At 70.5% G+C, this 15,970-nt stretch carries 16 protein-coding genes; 7 read left to right on the top strand and 9 right to left on the bottom strand.

Annotation, left to right across the window (positions count from 1 at the left end; all coding sequences use genetic code 11):
• Positions 1-28: 28 nt before the first annotated feature.
• Both Air01nite_RS08830 and Air01nite_RS08825 read right to left on the bottom strand, forming a co-directional pair.
• Entirely contained in the window at positions 29-2,467 is a 2,439-nt protein-coding gene (locus Air01nite_RS08830) for a M14 family metallopeptidase (RefSeq protein ID WP_203701482.1), read from the bottom strand.
• A 289-nt stretch (positions 2,468-2,756) separates the two neighbouring features.
• The gene (locus Air01nite_RS08825) at positions 2,757-3,143 is read right to left on the bottom strand and encodes a hypothetical protein (RefSeq protein WP_203701481.1); all 387 of its coding nucleotides are present in this window, start codon (positions 3,141-3,143) and stop codon (positions 2,757-2,759) included.
• Here Air01nite_RS08825 and Air01nite_RS08820 point away from each other — a divergent pair.
• Positions 3,124-3,426, top strand: a complete 303-nt coding sequence (locus Air01nite_RS08820) for a hypothetical protein (RefSeq protein ID WP_203701480.1) — start codon at positions 3,124-3,126, stop codon at positions 3,424-3,426. The two genes, Air01nite_RS08825 and Air01nite_RS08820, sit on opposite strands and share 20 nt — an antisense overlap.
• On the opposite strand, the gene Air01nite_RS08815 is transcribed toward Air01nite_RS08820, so the two are convergent.
• Positions 3,419-5,737 carry a transglycosylase domain-containing protein gene (locus tag Air01nite_RS08815; RefSeq protein WP_239090592.1) on the bottom strand — a complete coding sequence of 773 codons (2,319 nt, stop codon included), beginning with the start codon at positions 5,735-5,737 and terminating at the stop codon, positions 3,419-3,421. The genes Air01nite_RS08820 and Air01nite_RS08815 overlap by 8 nt on opposite strands.
• Before the next feature lie 122 nt (positions 5,738-5,859).
• Here Air01nite_RS08815 and Air01nite_RS08810 point away from each other — a divergent pair, with 122 nt between their 5' ends.
• Both Air01nite_RS08810 and Air01nite_RS08805 read left to right on the top strand, forming a co-directional pair.
• The gene (locus Air01nite_RS08810) at positions 5,860-6,660 is read left to right on the top strand and encodes a TMEM165/GDT1 family protein (RefSeq protein WP_203701478.1); all 801 of its coding nucleotides are present in this window, start codon (positions 5,860-5,862) and stop codon (positions 6,658-6,660) included.
• The gene (locus Air01nite_RS08805) at positions 6,657-6,866 is read left to right on the top strand and encodes a hypothetical protein (RefSeq protein WP_203701477.1); all 210 of its coding nucleotides are present in this window, start codon (positions 6,657-6,659) and stop codon (positions 6,864-6,866) included. The genes Air01nite_RS08810 and Air01nite_RS08805 overlap by 4 nt, the downstream gene beginning before the upstream one ends.
• A gap of 3 nt (positions 6,867-6,869) precedes the next feature.
• On the opposite strand, the gene Air01nite_RS08800 is transcribed toward Air01nite_RS08805, so the two are convergent.
• Positions 6,870-7,568, bottom strand: coding sequence for a polysaccharide deacetylase family protein (locus Air01nite_RS08800; protein ID WP_203701476.1), 699 nt, complete (start codon positions 7,566-7,568; stop codon positions 6,870-6,872).
• Positions 7,565-8,650 (bottom strand): glycosyltransferase, encoded by a 1,086-nt coding sequence (locus Air01nite_RS08795; RefSeq protein ID WP_203701475.1) that lies wholly within the window; start codon positions 8,648-8,650, stop codon positions 7,565-7,567. Before Air01nite_RS08795 ends, Air01nite_RS08800 begins: the two co-directional genes overlap by 4 nt.
• Before the next feature lie 186 nt (positions 8,651-8,836).
• Here Air01nite_RS08795 and Air01nite_RS08790 point away from each other — a divergent pair, with 186 nt between their 5' ends.
• Genes Air01nite_RS08790 through Air01nite_RS08780 form a run of 3 tightly spaced genes read left to right on the top strand, consistent with a single transcriptional unit; the run spans position 8,837 to position 11,554 of the window.
• Complete coding sequence (locus tag Air01nite_RS08790) at positions 8,837-10,171, top strand: sensor histidine kinase (RefSeq protein WP_239090591.1); 1,335 nt, start codon at positions 8,837-8,839, stop codon at positions 10,169-10,171.
• A gap of 9 nt (positions 10,172-10,180) precedes the next feature.
• A complete protein-coding gene (locus tag Air01nite_RS08785) occupies positions 10,181-10,858 on the top strand; it encodes a response regulator transcription factor (RefSeq protein WP_203701474.1) in 678 nt (225 codons plus the stop codon).
• A 51-nt stretch (positions 10,859-10,909) separates the two neighbouring features.
• Positions 10,910-11,554, top strand: coding sequence for a DedA family protein (locus Air01nite_RS08780; RefSeq protein WP_239090590.1), 645 nt, complete (start codon positions 10,910-10,912; stop codon positions 11,552-11,554).
• 152 nt (positions 11,555-11,706) lie between these two features.
• Here Air01nite_RS08780 and Air01nite_RS08775 read toward each other — a convergent pair whose 3' ends face one another.
• Both Air01nite_RS08775 and Air01nite_RS08770 read right to left on the bottom strand, forming a co-directional pair.
• Positions 11,707-12,447 carry a DUF899 family protein gene (locus Air01nite_RS08775; RefSeq protein ID WP_203701472.1) on the bottom strand — a complete coding sequence of 247 codons (741 nt, stop codon included), beginning with the start codon at positions 12,445-12,447 and terminating at the stop codon, positions 11,707-11,709.
• Between the two features lie 22 nt (positions 12,448-12,469).
• Entirely contained in the window at positions 12,470-12,670 is a 201-nt protein-coding gene (locus Air01nite_RS08770; protein WP_203701471.1) for a hypothetical protein, read from the bottom strand.
• A 437-nt stretch (positions 12,671-13,107) separates the two neighbouring features.
• Here Air01nite_RS08770 and Air01nite_RS08765 point away from each other — a divergent pair, with 437 nt between their 5' ends.
• Positions 13,108-14,154 carry a hypothetical protein gene (locus Air01nite_RS08765; RefSeq protein WP_203701470.1) on the top strand — a complete coding sequence of 349 codons (1,047 nt, stop codon included), beginning with the start codon at positions 13,108-13,110 and terminating at the stop codon, positions 14,152-14,154.
• Between the two features lie 48 nt (positions 14,155-14,202).
• Here the strand turns inward: Air01nite_RS08765 and Air01nite_RS08760 are convergent, their stop codons facing one another.
• Both Air01nite_RS08760 and Air01nite_RS08755 read right to left on the bottom strand, forming a co-directional pair.
• Positions 14,203-15,288 carry a glycoside hydrolase family 19 protein gene (locus Air01nite_RS08760; protein WP_203701469.1) on the bottom strand — a complete coding sequence of 362 codons (1,086 nt, stop codon included), beginning with the start codon at positions 15,286-15,288 and terminating at the stop codon, positions 14,203-14,205.
• A 137-nt stretch (positions 15,289-15,425) separates the two neighbouring features.
• A complete protein-coding gene (locus tag Air01nite_RS08755; RefSeq protein ID WP_203701468.1) occupies positions 15,426-15,869 on the bottom strand; it encodes an SRPBCC family protein in 444 nt (147 codons plus the stop codon).
• Between the last annotated feature and the right edge of the window lie 101 nt (positions 15,870-15,970).

Here is a 15,970-nt window from a genome sequence, read left to right as displayed (position 1 = left end):
CCGACGAGGTGCCGCGGCCGCGATGTGACTATCCGGTGGCCAGAACCGCCTGGCCCTTGTTGAAGTTCTTCGCTGTGCCGTTCGGAACGTAGTTCTTCTCCACGTTGCCGGCCGCGTCCACCGAGAACCAGTTGATCCTGGTCCCGACGGGCAGGGTCAGGATCTCCCCGGCCTCGCGGATGCCCGCGGAGGCGTACAGCGTGGACGCGTAGGTGGGCGTGCCGCCGTCGATGGTGTAGAAGACGGCGGCCGCCTCGGTCACGTTGAACTGGACGTTGACCATGCCCTCCGTCGCGCTCGGGGTCACCGCCAGGGTGCTTTCCGGGCGCTGGTAGTCGGTGGAGTAGTCACGCGCCACCCGCAGCAGCTCGACGAGGCCGTTGGAGAACTCCATCGTCTCGTTGTGCGCCGAGTCCCACGAGGGCTGGAACGAGGTGCCGACCTCGAAGTTCCAGGCGTAGATGCCGTACTTGTACCACAGCATGTCGCCGGAGTTCCCCGCCGCCGAGTAGAGCACGTCGGAGATCGGGCCGGTCCGGGCCGGCGTCACCGCCATGTTGCGGTGGCGCTTGATCGCGGTCAGGATCCGGGACGAGGCACCCCAGAAGAACGACTCCTGGGCCAGGGTCGGCCGCGGTGCCGAGATCCGGCCCGGGGTGGCGTACGCGCCCGGCGACCACATGAAGTAGTTGCCGGACGAGTGCAGGTTCATCGAGAACTTGATGTTCGGCCGAGCCGCCAGCCAGTCCACGTTCCTGCTCTCCGGCTCGGACAGCTCGCTGGGCCCGGCGTACGTCTCGCCTGTGCAGCTCGCGGAAGCACCGGAGTAGCCGTCGAAGAGGCTGTACTCGGTGTAGTTGCGGTTGTTGTCCACGCCCCACGAGTTGCGGCCGAGGGCGTCCGCCGACCCGGTCAGCGGGCAGTGGTTGGTCATGTTCTTCCGCTGCGAGTTGAAGTCGTAGAACGAGTAGTGGCCGCCGTCCGGGTTGATCGACGGGGCGATCCAGATGTCCAGGTTGTTCAGCAGCTGCTTGGTCTTGCCGTCATGTGCGTAGTTGCGCAGCAGCCGCTCCGCGGTCTCGATGGTGACCAGCGGCGGCACCCACTCACGTGCGTGCTCCTGGGCGTACGCCAGGACACCGGTCTTCGATCCGTCCCGGGTCTTACCGATCCGGATCGCGTACACCGGCTGGGGATCGCGGGAAACGCTGGCCGGCGCCCGCAGTCCGTCGGTCAGCGCCGTGCGGGCGGCGGTGGCCACCACACCCGCACCGGTGTTGCCCCGGTAGGTGTACGCCTGGATCAGCGAGCCGGCGCTGGCGTTGAGCGCCGCGACGACCTCGGCCGCGGTGCTGGTCACCGCGCCGCTGGCGTTGGTCGCCAGGCTGACCTTGATGTCGTTGCCGGTCAGGCTCACCGACAGCGGCTGGTCGGCGGCACCCGGGTTGGCGAGCTCGACGGAGATGTCGTTGCCGCCCTCGTGGCCCCAGGCCCGCGAGTCGACCGCCACCCGGCTGGCGTTCGCGGTGCCGAGCACCACCTGCGCCTTGCGGCGGTAGCCGTTCGTCTTGTACGGCAGCTCGACGATCTCGGCAAGCTGCGGGAACTCGGCCGCCAGCGCCTTGATCCGGTCGTACAGCTCGGTCGGGGTCAGGTAGCTGCTGACGAAGTCCTTCTGGTAACCCGGACCCTCGGGCGACTCCTCCGAAATCGGCAGCCACTCCTTCACCTGGACGTTGGCCACATCCCCGGTCGGGCTGGTGATCTGGATCCGGTCCGGCCGGCTGGTGATCGTGGAGGCACCGCGGTGGTACAGGTAGACCCCGGCGTCCACGAACCGCGAGATGTTCTGCGAGCCGCCCGAGCCCATCGCCGTGCCGGGTCCGCTGTCCCGCTGCACGGTCAGGGCGCTGGTCGAGGTCTGGCCCTGTGCCCACTTCGCCTCGACCGACAGGACCTGGTTGGTCCCCGAGGTGTAGTAGTCGGCCCGGATGATTTTGATGTCCTTGGTGGTGGGGTCGTCCACCAGTTCCGCCGTGAACGCCTGGTTCTCGGCGATGTGCGCGGCGATCGTCGCCTCGCGCTCGCCCACCCGCTCCGCGGAGTCCTCGGGGGCGAACAGGACGTTGCCGACCTGGTAGCCGTTGGCCTGGAGCCCGGCGACCTCGTTGGGGGTGACGACGGCGTGCAGCACGATGCCGTCCGGGACCTGCGAGACGTGGTGGTCGAGGTCGACGCCGGTGGCGACGAGGCGGTCCATCTCCGCGGTGCCGGAGACCTTCACCTCGACGACGCTCGCCTCCTCGCCGGGGAGACGCTCGAGCTCGACCGGCGCGGCGGGTGTCTCGGCGGGCGAAGCTCCGTCCGGTGCGGCGGCCGCCGGGCTGACGAGGAGCACGGCGGTGACGGCGGCGAGGGTGACGACTGGTAGCCGCCTCAGCCACCGCCCACTGGGGGTGTGGGGCATCTGGGTGTGCCCTTTCTGTGCGATCCGTTAGGGCCTGAGTCCGGGGACGCGGTTCACGCGTTGGGGCTCCCCGTCCTTGTTCGGCCGGCCGGTGATCGCTCTCGGGTTGGAGGGCACACAGAAGGCGCTTCCCGACCAACGACGCCGATTCGTTGGTAGAGACCCGGCTGCCAGTGCGCCCATCCTGAACGGGGGTGCTCGGTGCTGTCAATGACCAGGTCGGAGGCGGTGCCTGCCGTGAACGGGATTGCCCCGGTACGGGTCCGTCGACCTTTGTGAGAGAGCGCGATCAGGTTTGACCGGTGATCCATACCGGACGGTGAACGCCCGACGGCCACGCGGTGCACGTTGCGGAAGATGACGCCGCTCGATCTTTATTCGGCGCACGGGCCCTGCTGATCTCGCGCTCACCATCGACGCACGTCAGTGCCGTCTCACCACCGTCCAGAAGGGAGACCCCCATGCTGAGCTTCACCAGCCAGGTTGCCACGACGGCATCCGGTGGGCTGACCGTCACCGTCGCCCCCGGCGCCTCCACCACCTGCGGCTCCTGGTAGTTCGTCGTACGCACATCGGTGGCGACGCACCCGGCGGTCATCGACGTCAGTGCCGAGTCGCCGGCGGTCGCCCGGTCGGTCCGCGCGGCGTTGGGGGCGTTGCGATCCGGATCCGTCACGGTCGCCGACCATCTCGACCCCGGGCTGCTGCCGATCGAGAGTGCCAACATCGAGCGCCTCTTCGCCGACCTCGCACAGGCCGGCATGGTGGTCGACGAGGGCGGCGGCGCCTTGCAGGACGCCGTCACCGCGGCGCTGCTCGGCCGGCTCGTCACGCCGTACCCGACCGGTTGCGAGGCACCGCAGCGCGAGGTCCTGACCGACTGCGCGGCATCGGCCGCCCAGGCGCGTATCGTCGTCGACGGCGTGGTGCTGCTCCGTCCGGGCGGAACCGCTAGTTAGGTGGCGGCGTGACCGGCGCGGTCGGGCGCGGCGACCCGGTCGGCCGCGGCGTCCTGGTCGGTTCCGGCTCGCGGGTGGGCTCCACCGACGGGGTCGGCTCCGGCGCGTCCGTCGGCTCGGGCGTGCGGGTCGGCGACGGGGCTGTCGTCGCCGCGCTGGGCGGGGCGGACGGGGTCTCCTGCGGGAACTTGGGCTCCGCGAACCGGTAGTCGTCCGGGTTGAGCTTCATCGCCTTGGCCGCCTCGGTCATGAACTGCTGCCAGATCTTTCCCGGATGGCTCGCGCCGAACACGTCGTAGCTGCCGTCCTTGGTGCGCAACGGCTTGCCGTCCGTGGTGCCCAGCCACACCGCCGCGGACATCGCACCGGTGTAGCCGACCATCCACGCGTGCAGGTTCTGCGTGGTGCTCTTGCCGGCCTGCCAGGTGCCGGTCTTGCCCGCCGCGTCCCAGTCCGGCACCTTCGCCGCGGCGACCCGGCGCAGCGTCCAGTTGAGCTGCTTGGACTGCTCCTCGTCGAGCCCCACGTCCGTCTGCTTCAACTGCTCCTTGTAGAGCTCCTCGTCCCCCTTGGACACCGAGCGGACGAAGTGCGCCTCCGCGCGCTTGCCGCCGGCCGCGAACGTGGCCATGCCGTTGGCGTGGTCCTGCACCGTGATGCCGTACTGGCCGATGCCGACCTCGGTGGAGAATCGGGGTGCGGCGTCCTTGCCCGACGTCTCGCGCAGGTCGACCCGGACGGGTTCGGGCTTGTCCTTCTCGTTGGCCCACATCGACTCGACGCCGGCCTTGCGGGCCATGTCGATGACCGCCGCGACCCCGAGCTGCTCGGTGAGCGCGAAGTAGGTGGTGTTCAGCGACGCGACGGTCGCCTCCCAGAGCGCGCAGTCCGGCTGGCAGTCCGCGCTGCCGGAGTTGCGGATCGGCCCGGCCGCGCTGTCGCGGGTGCGGCCGCTGGCCGGGAACTCCTTGGTCGCGGGGGAGTCGAACGTCTGCTTCGGCGAGATGTCCTGCCGCAGCGCCTCCGCCAGGTCGTACACCTTGAAGGAGGAGCCCGGCGGGTGCTGACCGAAACCGGCCGCGTTGCCCTCGTCGTCGATGTACCACCCCGCGTAGTCGGCGCCGGAGCCGTCGTTGCCGCCGTAGTACGCGAGGACCCGGCCGCTGCCCGGTTCGACGGCCACCAGCGCCGACTGCCAGTTCTTGGGCTGTCCCCGCACCGCGTCGGGTGCCTTCTCGCCGTGGATGTTCGCGGCCGCCTCGGCCGCGTCCTGCGCCCGCTTGTCGACCGTCGTCACGATCCGGAAGCCGCCGTTGCGGACATAGTCGAATGGTCTGTCCTTGAACGGTTCGGTGCCCCGCAACTCGCTCAGCACATGGTTGACGACCAGCCCGGTGGGCCCGCCGAGGCCGGACTGACCGGCCCGCGGGTCGTAGTCACGGACCGTGTCGGGGTAGGCGAGGTTCGAGGCTTCGGCCGCGGTGAGATAGCCCAGGGCGACCATCCCGTCGCGGATGTAGCGCCACCGCTCGATCGAGTTCTGGCGAGCCTTGTCGTTGCGGGTCGGGTCGTAGCCGGGTTGCCCCTCGGGGTCGTCCGGGTTCGCCTCCGGCTGCTTGACCATCGCGGCCAGCACCGCGGCCTCCGCGAGCGTCAGTTGGTTCGCGCGGGAGGCGTCCTTGCGGGCCGTCTTGCCGAAGAACGCCTGTGCTGCCGCCTCGATGCCGTACGCGCCCCGACCGAACGGCACGGTGTTGAGATAGAAGCCGAGGATCTCCTCCTTGCTGTGCTTGTCGGCCAGCTTCCAGGCCATGACGGCTTCGCGCAGCTTGCGGGAGTAGGTGACCCCTTGCAGATCGGCGGCGATCCGGGCGTACTGCTGGGTGATCGTCGAGGCGCCCTGCCGGTCACCGCCCGTGACGTTGTTCCACGCGGCCCGCAGCACACCCTTGAAGTCGATGCCCTCGTTGGTCCAGAACGTCCGGTCCTCGGCCGCCACGATGGCCTGCTTGACGGCGTCGTTCATCTGGTCGTACGGCACGATCGTGCGGTTCTCCGTGCCCAGCTTCGCCATCGGCGTCTTCCCGTCGGCGTAGTAGAGCGTCGTCGACTCGGGCAGCACCAGTTCGTCGGGCGGGGGCACGCTGTCCACGTAGTAGGTGCCGATCGCGGTGCCGGCGCCGCACATGACCAGCAGCAGCGCCAGGCCGCCGAGCAGCCACGTCTTGCGGCGCGAGCGCTTGCCCGGTGCCTTGGCGGGTCGCCCGGCGGAGGGTTCGGCCGGTGCGACTCGGCTCTGGGGGTCCGCCACAGGCCCGTCGCTCGGATTCAAGGACATCGCACCGCGTTACCCGATCGTGCTCCCGGGCAATCACAGCTGACCGTTTCGAGGCGACCTCCTATAACTTGTAGGTGTAAGCCGGGAGGTGAACAGTGGGCAACCACGCGGTCTGGGGTCTGGCCTCGGCCACCTTCGCCGCGGCGTTCGTCGAGTTCGTCGAGGCGGCCACCATCGTGCTGGCGATGGCGTTGACGCGTGGCCGGCGCTCGGCCCTGGCCGGTGCCGGCGCGGCCCTCGTCGCGTTGGTCCTCTTCAGCGCCGTGGTCGGCTATTCGCTGGCGACGTGGCTGCCGCGGACGGTTCTGCAACTGGTGGTGGGCACGTTGCTGCTGATCTTCGGGTTGCAGTGGTTGCGCAAGGCGATCCTGCGCAGCGCGGGCCTCATGGCACGCCACGACGAGGACTCCGCGTTCGCCGCGCAGACCGCCGCGGCCGAGGCCGCCGGCCATCGCAATCGTTTCGGGCTCGACTGGTTCGGCTTCGTCGTCTCGTTCAAGGGCATGTTCCTCGAAGGCGTCGAGGTGGTGTTCATCGTGATCACCTTCGGCCTCAACGCCGGCGACGTGCCGGTTGCCGTGGCCGCCGCGGTCTGCGCCGGCCTGATCGTCGCCGGGATCGGCGCGGTCGTGGCCCGCCCGCTGTCGGCCGTGCCCGAGAACGCGCTCAAGTACGCCGTCGGGCTGCTGCTCACCACCTACGGCACCTTCTGGGCCGTCGAAGGGCTCGGCGTGTTCCACGGCGGGTCAAGCCTGCACTGGCCCGGCGGCGACTGGGCACTCGTGGTGATCCTGGCCGGCTGGCTGATCTGGTCCCGGGTGCTGGTCGCCCTCCTGCCTCACGTGCGGCGCAAATCGGTCGCCGCCAACCTCGACCGCTTGGGGAGTCCGGCATGAACCTGGTGCGCGGTGTCTACCGCTTCGGCTACGACTTCATCGTCGGCGACGACTGGAAGATCGCAGTCGCCGCGCTGCTCTCCCTGGCGATCGGCCTCACGCTGATCGGGACCGACGTGTTGCCCGGCTACGCCGTCGCGCTGACCGGCGCCTTGATCGCGGTGTCGTTCGCCGTCGCACTTGTCGTCGACGTCCGCCGGCGATAGCGGTCACCGCATCTGGTGCTCGGCCAACGGGCCGACCGTCCAGCCGCGCTGGTGGCAGGTCGTCACCAGCGGGACCAGCGCGTCGAGGGTGGCGCGCCAGGAGCCGGGTGCCGACTGGGTGTCGCTGTCGTGCAGCAGGATCGTGGCGCCGCCGGAAAGCCGCCGGGTGACGGTGTCGCAGACGGTCCGCGGTGTGGCGCGGGTGGTCCAGTCGCGACCCCAGTCCGTCCAGAGGACGCACCGCATCCCGAGTCGGGTCGCCGCCGTTCGGGCGGCCGCGGTCAGCACTCCGTAGGGCGGCCGGTACCACCGCGCCGCGATCCCGGTCGCGTCGCCGACGCTGACGAAGCCGCGGCGCAGGTCGTCCCGCGTGGCCGACGGGCTCCGCGTGGGCAGCAGGCGGTGGCTGTGCCCGTGCAGCGCGACCTCGTGGCCGTCGTCGACGATCCGGCGGGCCAGCTCCGGGTAGGCGGCGGCCTGTTCGCCGAGGAGGAAGAACGTCGCGCGTACGCGAAGCCGGCCGAGAGCGTCGAGGAATGCCGGTGTCGACGCCGGATGGGGCCCGTCGTCGAAGGTGAGGGCGACGTGTCGCGGGTCTCCGACTCCGGCCAGCGCCGGGGCGACCACCCGCAACGAGGGCGCGAGCGCCGGTGTGACGGCGGCCGCGCCGATGGCGAGCGCCGCCCGCCAGGACCTGTTCACGCCGCGGGAGCCAGGTCGGCGGCGGGCGCGCCCAGCAACCGGGTGAGCGCGTCGGCCGGGCGGGGAGCCGTCACCGGCTGCGGCGGAAACGGTCGCGGGTCGCGCAGGGCCGCGCGCAGGTCGGCGCGGTCGCGGCACCAGGCGGACAGGCCGGCTTGTTCGAGCGCGGCGGCGTTGGCGGTGCCGTGGCCCGGCAGAGCCCGGTAGGCGAGCAGGGGCACACCCGCGGCGATCGCCTCCCAGCAGGTCATCCCGCCGGCGTTGTGCACCACCACGTCCGCGGCCCGCAGCAGCTCGGCCATGTCCCCGACCCAGCCGAGGGTGATGCCCGGCCCGTCGGCGACGAGCCTCCGGTGCAACCGCGTGTTGCGGCCGCAGACGGTCACCGGTGTGGCCAGACCGGTCGCGGCGATGTCCCGCGCGGTCTGTGCCAGCGCTCCGGCGCCCCAGGATCCGCCTACGACCAACGCGATCGGCCCGTCCGGCAGACCCCAGCGCGCGCGGGCCGCGCGCTTCTCGGCCTCGGTCCCCGGACGGAAGCCGGCTCCGACGGCGGGTGCGCAGACCACGATCCCGCGCGCGCCCAGGCGATGGGCCTGCGCCGCGGCGACGGTGTCCACCGCCATATGCGTCTCGACGCCGGCGGACACCCAGAGCGGATGCACCGACGGGTCACAGAGAAACGTGACCACGGGCGACGCCAACCGGCCGGCCGCCCGGAGCTGCCCGAGCGCCTGGCTGGCGAACGGGAACGTGGACACGACCAGGTCCTCGTCTCCGGTCAGGGCCCGCAGGAGTCCCGGGGCCGCCGCCCGGGCGACGGCGTTGCCGGTCACCCGGGCCAGCGACGGCCGGCGCAGGGTCCCGACGAGGGCGCCCCAGCTGCCCGGTGCCGTGCGCAGCTGGGCCGCGTAGAGCTGGGCGAGCCCGTGGCCGGCCCGGGCCGGCAGCAGATCGAGGAAGTCGTGCCGGGTCACGGCGCAGCCGCGGGCGACCAGGGCGGTCGTCAGCTGGTCGGCGGCCTGGTCGTGCCCGGCGCCGATGCTGGCCGAGATCATCGCTATCCGCGGGGTTGGTCGCATTCCGGTGCCTTCCTGCTGTCGGCGGTCGCCGCCCGTGCCTGCGGGACGCTAGGAAGGCCGTGCTGAGAACCGGCTGAAGCGTCCGGTTCAGCGGGTTCTCAGGTAGGGGAGTCATACGCTTCCCAGGTGACGGCCGCCGTACGACGCATCACGCAGCCCTGGACTGCGCGTCTGGGCGGTGTCCGCGTGCGTTCCGCGCTGGCGGCCGCGGCCGTCGTCGCCTGCGCCGTCCTGGTGGCTGGAGTCGGCCTGCTGCTGGCGACGCGGGCCACGCTGACCGGCAACCTCGACGCCGCCGCGACCCAGCGGGCCGGTCAGGTCGTCGCCGCCCTCCAGGCCGACGATCCGACCCGGCTCGCGCAGACCCTGCAACCCGCCGCCGGCGATCGCACCGCCGTGCAGGTGCTCGACAGCTCCGGTCGGGTGCTGGACGCGTCGCCCGACCTCGGCACGCGGCCCGCGCTGACCGCCGCCCGCCCGGCTCCGGGACAGACGGTGACGCAGCAGCGGCTGCTGTCGCCCGACGACGAGGACGAGTTCCGGATCCTGGCCACCGGAGCACAGACCGCCGACGGTGCGCGGGTGGTCGTCGTCGGTCAGTCGTTGCGGCCCGTCAACGAAAGCCTCGAGGTGATCGTGCGGGCGGCGCTCGTCGGTGTGCCGGCGCTGGCGCTCGTCGTGGGCCTGGCGACCTACTTCTTCGTCGGCAAGTCGCTGCGCCCGGTCGAGGCGATCCGCCGCCGCGTGTCGACGATCACCGCCAGCGATCTGCGTACCCGTGTGCCTGTCCCGGCAGCGCGCGACGAGGTCGCCGCCCTGGCGGAGACGATGAACGCGATGCTCGATCGACTCGACGGCGCCGCGCGGACCCAGCGCCGGTTCGTCGCGGACGCGAGCCACGAGCTGCGCAGCCCGCTGGCCACGCTGCAGGTCGGGCTCGAGCTCCTCGAGGCGACGGACTCCGGTCACGGGCGGCAGTTGCGGCGGATGCGGGGCGAAACCGCCAGGCTGAGCCGGATCATCTCCGACCTGCTCCTGCTGGCGCGGGCCGACGAGCACGGGTTGACCGTGCGGCACGACGACGTCGACCTCGACGACCTCGCCTACGTCGAGCGTGACCGGCTCCACGCCGAACATCCCGAGCTGCGCATCGAGTCGCGCATCCGACCGGCCCGGGTGCGCGGCGACGCACACCAGCTCGACCGGGTGATCCGCAACCTGTGCGACAACGCCGCCCGCTACGCGCGACAGGTCGTGACGCTCACGGTCACCGTCGGTCCCGACGGCACCGACCTGCGCGTCGACGACGACGGCCCGGGCATCGACGAGGCCGAGCGCGAGCGGGTCTTCGACCGGTTCGTGCGGCTCGACGACAGCCGGACCCGGTCGGACGGCGGCTCCGGCCTCGGACTGGCCATCGCACACGAGATCGTGGCGAGCCACGGCGGGCGGATCACTGCCGAGACCTCGTCCAGCGGCGGCGCGTCGCTGCACGTCTGGCTGCCGCCGGCCGATCTGTGAGGGGGGACGATGCGAATCCTGCTCGTCGAGGACGAGGTCGCGCTGGCGGAAATGGTCCGTGAGGGCCTGACCGGGGAGGGCTTCGCCGTCGACGTCATGCACAACGGCCCCGACGGGCTGTGGGCGGCGACCGAGCACCCCTACGACGTCGTCGTGCTCGACATCATGCTGCCGGGCATGAGCGGGTACGAGGTTTCGCGGCAGCTGCGGGCCCGCGAGGTCTGGACGCCGATCTTGATGCTGACCGCCAAGGACGGCGACTACGACCAGGCCGACGCGTTGGATCTCGGCGCCGACGACTACCTCACCAAGCCGTTCTCGTTCGTCGTCCTTGTCGCACGCCTGCGCGCGCTGGCCCGCCGCGGCGCGCCCGCACGGCCGACCGTGCTCTCCGCCGGTGACCTGTCGGTGGATCCGGCGCGGCGGCGGGTGACCCGTGGTGACGACGAGATCAGCGTGACGAGCCGCGAGTTCGCGTTGCTGGAGTTCCTGATGCGCCATCGCGGCGACGTGGTGAGCAAGACCGCCATCATCGAGAACGTCTGGGACATGAACTTCGACGGCGACCACAACATCGTCGAGGTGTACGTCCGCTACCTGCGCCGCAAGATCGATCTGCCCTACGGCCGGGCGGCGATCGAGACCGTGCGCGGCAGCGGCTACCGGCTCGCCGCCGACGGCGGCTGAACACGAGCGCTTTCAGGTCAGTTTCAGGCTCGCCGGCGCACTGTGGGGAACGTGATCCTCAACCCCACGCACTTGATCTCCACGTTCGGCCTGCTCGGGATCCTGGCCGTGGTCTTCGCGGAGTCGGGCATCCTCGCGGGCTTCTTCCTGCCCGGCGACTCGTTGCTGTTCACCACCGGCCTGCTGGTCGCGAGCGGGGTGCTCCACGCTCCACTGTGGTTGGTGTGCCTGCTGATCAGCGTCGCGGCGGTCGCCGGCGACCAGGTGGGCTACCTGTTCGGCCGCAAGGTCGGCCCGGCGTTGTTCCGCCGGCCGGACTCCCGGCTGTTCAAACAGCAGAACCTGCGCCGCGCGGAGACGTTCTTCGCCAACCACGGCGCCCGCTCGGTCGTGCTGGCGCGGTTCGTGCCGATCGTGCGCACGTTCACACCGGTCGTCGCCGGAGCCGGGCGGATGCATTACCGCACGTTCGTGACCTACAACGTCGTCGGCGGCATCGCCTGGGGCACCGGAGTCACCGTCGCCGGCTACTTCCTGGGACAGATCGGGTTCGTGCGGTCAAACGTCGAGCTCATCCTGGTCGCCATCGTCGCGGTGTCGTTCGTCCCGGTGGTCGTCGAGTTCGTCCGAAGCCGGCGGCGGCGCCGACCGGCGACCAAAGCGGCGGAGCGGACGGACGCCGTCGTCCGACGCTGACTGGACGGCGCCCTGGTCGGCGGCGTCAAGTTCGTCTCCTTCGACGCCGCGCTCGGCGTCTACGAAGCGGGCGGCTTGCGGGAGCCCGGTGCACAGGGCCTGCGACGACGAGCCCGCGGTCACGAACTGACGATCCGCGGGCTCGTCGTCCTTCAGGTCAGGTCGTCGGAGCGGCCGGCTTCGATGCGGGACCACTGGACGATCGGGCGTCCGTTCGTACGCCAGACTTCGGGGTTCTTCGCGTCCCCCCAGCCCTGCGGCCATCCGTCCGGGGAGTCCTCCCACGCCTCCTGGCGGCCGTAGACGGTCATGTCCAGCAGCCCGTGCGTGGGTGCCATGATCTCGACGCCGCGGCCGCCGGTGTAGTAGGTCTCGTAGACCCGCTCACCGTCGCGGAGGTAGCAGACCAGGTGGTGACGCTGCCAGTCGCGACCCTCCAGGAGTCGCGGTGCCGTTTCCGCGGCCGAGTACCACGGCATGTCCAGGCCCAGGAAGTCCCGGTAGCGAATGCTCTCCTCGAAGGGGCCCTTGCAGAGGACGGCGTACGTGGCGTCGCGCGAATGGACGTAGGCGAGTTCGCGGACCTGGCTGTTGAAGAACGTGCAGCCCTCGCATTGTTCCGCGGCGGGACGGCCCGGCCACCAGGCGTGGTAGTAGGCGATGAGCTGCTTGCGGCCCTCGAAGACGTCGAGGATCGTGACCGGCCCGTCGGGACCGATGACCTCGATGCTGGCGTCGACCTCCACCATCGGCAGCCGTCGCCGGGCCGCTGCGATCGCGTCGCCCTCGCGGGTGTGCGCCTTCTCCCGTGTGAACAGTGCTTCCCGCGCCTCCTGCCAGGTCTTCCTGTCCACGACGGGCGGCAGGGCCGGGTTCGGTGTGTGGTGGCTCATGATTTCGCCTCCAGTTGCAGTGTCAGTGCGTCGGCGCGGGAATGCCGCGATTTTCGACGTTGTCGGCGAGCCGGCGCAGGGTCGCGACGGTGAAGCGGCGTGCGGCACCCGCTTGCCTCCGGCGCGCCGCGGGCGCGTGGGTCGTGGGCGCCGTGGGGCGCGCCGACAGCACGTGCTGCTTGGTCGCATTGTCGGCCATGACCATGGCGGTTGGTACGAGCATCGGACGCTCCTTCGATCGTTGATGCAACCATCCGGTTGCTATAACCGTATGGCAACCGGACGGTTGCGTCAACCCGCGTTCGATGGGGCGTGCGATCTGTGCTGCGGGTCAACGAGGTCGAGCTCAGCGTTCGGCGAGCCAACGGATCCCCGCGCTGCTCATCGAGGTGACCATGCTGAGCTGGCCTTCGGGCGAGGCCATCGATCGGGCGGCTGTCGAACGCCGGCGGTGCCGGTTGACAGACGGTGTCCATCACCCTTGCCCGGTGGGTCGTTCCGATCCGGCCCGCAGTGGATCAGGGCTTGCTACGTTCAGCCTGGGCGCGGAGTCGCGCCGGACGACCCATGGGGCCAGCGGGGGGACTCATGTCGACGGGGCAATATTTCAGTCAGTATCACATGCCGTTCGATCCTGACATTCCGGAAGCGGATCGCCGCATGGCGGCCGAGGTCGCCGAGGACTACGACCGTCGTCAGCGCAACACCGCCGAAGCGCGTGGCGACAAGGTGGCCGAGATCGTCGAGCGTGGCAACCGGCGCATCGCCGAGCTGCTGGGCGAGGAGAACTGGCTGTCGCTGCGGCGGCGGATGCGCGGCGAGCGCACCCGGTTCCGCGACCTGCTCCAGCCGCCCAACGGCCTCAACGCCGACTACGAGGCGCTCAATCAGCAGCGCCGCAAGAACGTGCAGGCCTACTTCGACAGCCTGAACGTCGACGAAGGGCAGTTGCGGCGGATCGTCGCGGAGACCAAGGCCGCGGTGCTGGAAGCGACGCCGACCACGCAGGCCGAAGGCGGGCACGCCGCGTGGCTGCACGACGCGCAGGGACCGACGACCGCACAGCAGGACGCGGCCAACGCGCCGTTGGCCTGGACCGCGTTCCGTCCGCCGTTCCCGGCCTTCCAGCACGGCTTCGATCCACACAACCTCGGTGGGTTCCGCGTCTCCCGGACCGTCGACATCGACCGGTTCGCCGGCCTGGTCAGTCACCAGATCATGCTCGACAACAACGACGCGGACGACTTCGACAACGGCTGGGCCGTCGCCGACGCCCAGATCGGCTTCAACTTCCGCGCCGCGGCGACCGGCGTGCTGGAGATCTTCATCGAGGCCCGGTGCGGCCTCGGCCGGCACGAGCTGCGCGTGGAGGACGAGTTCGGCACGTCGGACTCGTCCACGACGCAGGAGAACTTCCTGATGGCCCACGTCCTGCACCCCAACGTCACCGCGCCGTCGTTCGCGCTGATGTCGCGCTTCAACTGGGTCACCGACTCGACCGCGGTCGTCGCCCGCGAGTTCCTCACCCAGGGCGGCGCCTTCACGGCGCGGCTGTTCAGCAACGGCCCGGTCCAACTCGGCCAGACCGTGCACATCCGGGCCGGCACCCGCAGCAGCGACGGCTCGGTCACGAACGACATGGAAATCAACAGCAAGTCGAACTTCAGGTGGGTCATCAACGCGGTATGGGTCCGCACGGCGCAGTGAAAGGGCCCGGGAGCGACCGCGTACGCGCGTCGCTCCCGGGCCTAATGGTCAGCAGTAGAGGTTGTTTCCGGCGCCGACGCCGAGGATGCCGACGAACTGCTGGTAGCGGGTGACGCGGCTCTGCACCTGGGCGGGGTTGCCGCCGTTGCACTCGATCGACCCGTTGATGCTGCGGATGGTCTCGCCGAAGCCGGCGCCGTTGACCATCGCGTTGTGCGGGGTCATCGTGCCGGGCCCGCTCTGGGTCATCCAGTACCAGAGGGCGGTCTTCCAGGCGACCGCGGCGTCGTTCTGCACCAGCCAGGGGTTGGTCAGCAGGGGCAGGCCGAGCGCGTTGCCGGCGGCGTTGTAGTTGAAGTTCCAGCTGAGCTGGATCGGCCCGCGGCCGTAGTAGGCGGCCTGGCCGGCCGGGCAGCCATACGACTGGCTCCAGTCGCAGTAGTGGGGGTAGTTCGCGGTGTTCTGCTCGACGATGTGCACGAGCCCGCCGGTCTCGTGGTGCGCGTTGGCGAGGAAGGCCGCGGCCTCCTGGCGCTGGACGGTGGTGCTGCCGGTCTTGGCGAACGCCGGGTAGGCGCCGAGCGCGGCCACCAGGCCGGAGTACGTGTAGAACGAGTTGCGGCCCGGGAACATCTGGTTGAACTGCGCCTCGCTGACGACGAAGCCGCCCGTGCCCGGTGGCGGGTCGGTCGGGTTGCCGCCACCGCCGCAGGTGTAGGGGTCCCAGTACCAGGTGCTGATGATCGGGTCGTAGCCCGGGTTGTCGTGCTCGGCGATGTAGTACAGACCGTTGGTGTAGCGGACGATCGCGCCCGCCGCGTACCAGGTGCCGGCGGCCCAGTTCGGGTAGTTGCAGGTGGTCCCACCGCCACCGCCACCGCCACCGCCGCCGTCGCATGCGCCGAGGTCCTGCCACACGCCGGTGGTGCCGGGCGGGGCCTCGCCCTGCGTCCACCGCTTCGCCTGGTAGTTGCGACCGTTGCGGGAGGCCTGGTCGCCGCCCCAGTAGACGGTCGACGCCTGCCACGCCGCCGTGCACGCGGCGGCCGACGCCGCGGTCGCCGGGATGACCGCGACCAGTCCGCCGCCGACGGCCACGGCCAGCGCCACGAGCAGGGCACGCAGTCTCGACATGCGATCACTCCTTTCCGGAGGGAGTTAGGGATCGATGTCCGTGACTGTAGCACCTTCTGTTCACAAACTTTACTAATAGCGGCGCGGAGCTCCATCGCTAGCGAAGCGACCGCGTCATTCCCGGACGCGGACCATGCTCAGCGTGGCTCCTCCAGGATCCGCTTGAGGTTGGCCAGATCCTTCTGGTTGGCCCGGCGCATCGCCGCCGCCATCACCGGCCCGGTCACCTTGGTGAACCCGGCCGGCTCACCCCGGTTCCGCAACGTCATCCGCGTCCGGTCCGCGCCCACCGGTGTCCAGGTGTAGGTCGTCTCCATCGGAAACGGCCCCTGCGCCGTCCGCATCACCAGGCGGTCGCCGGGGACGAACTCGACCACTTCGTACGTGTAGGCCAGCCGCCGACCGAGAAACCGTGCCACGAAATCCAGTCGCGATCCCACCACCACCGGCTCGGGTGTGCGCCACCGCACCGACTCGATGTTCACGTACCACTGCGGCGCGTGCGACGGATCGCCCGCGTACGCCGCGACGTCCGCACAGGGACGGTCAATCACGATCTCGGTCACCACGTCGACAGCCACGACCTCATCCTGCACCCTGCCGCCGCATGCCACGGATCCGACGTCGCTGGACTACCAGGTGCGGAGTACACCCGCCGCCGCGCAGCGGCGGCGGGCCCCGA

The sequence above is a fragment of the Asanoa iriomotensis genome, assembly GCF_016862515.1.
Taxonomy (GTDB): domain Bacteria; phylum Actinomycetota; class Actinomycetes; order Mycobacteriales; family Micromonosporaceae; genus Asanoa; species Asanoa iriomotensis.
Note: the sequence above shows the minus strand (reverse complement) of the source record. Positions and strands in the feature narration are given on the sequence as shown.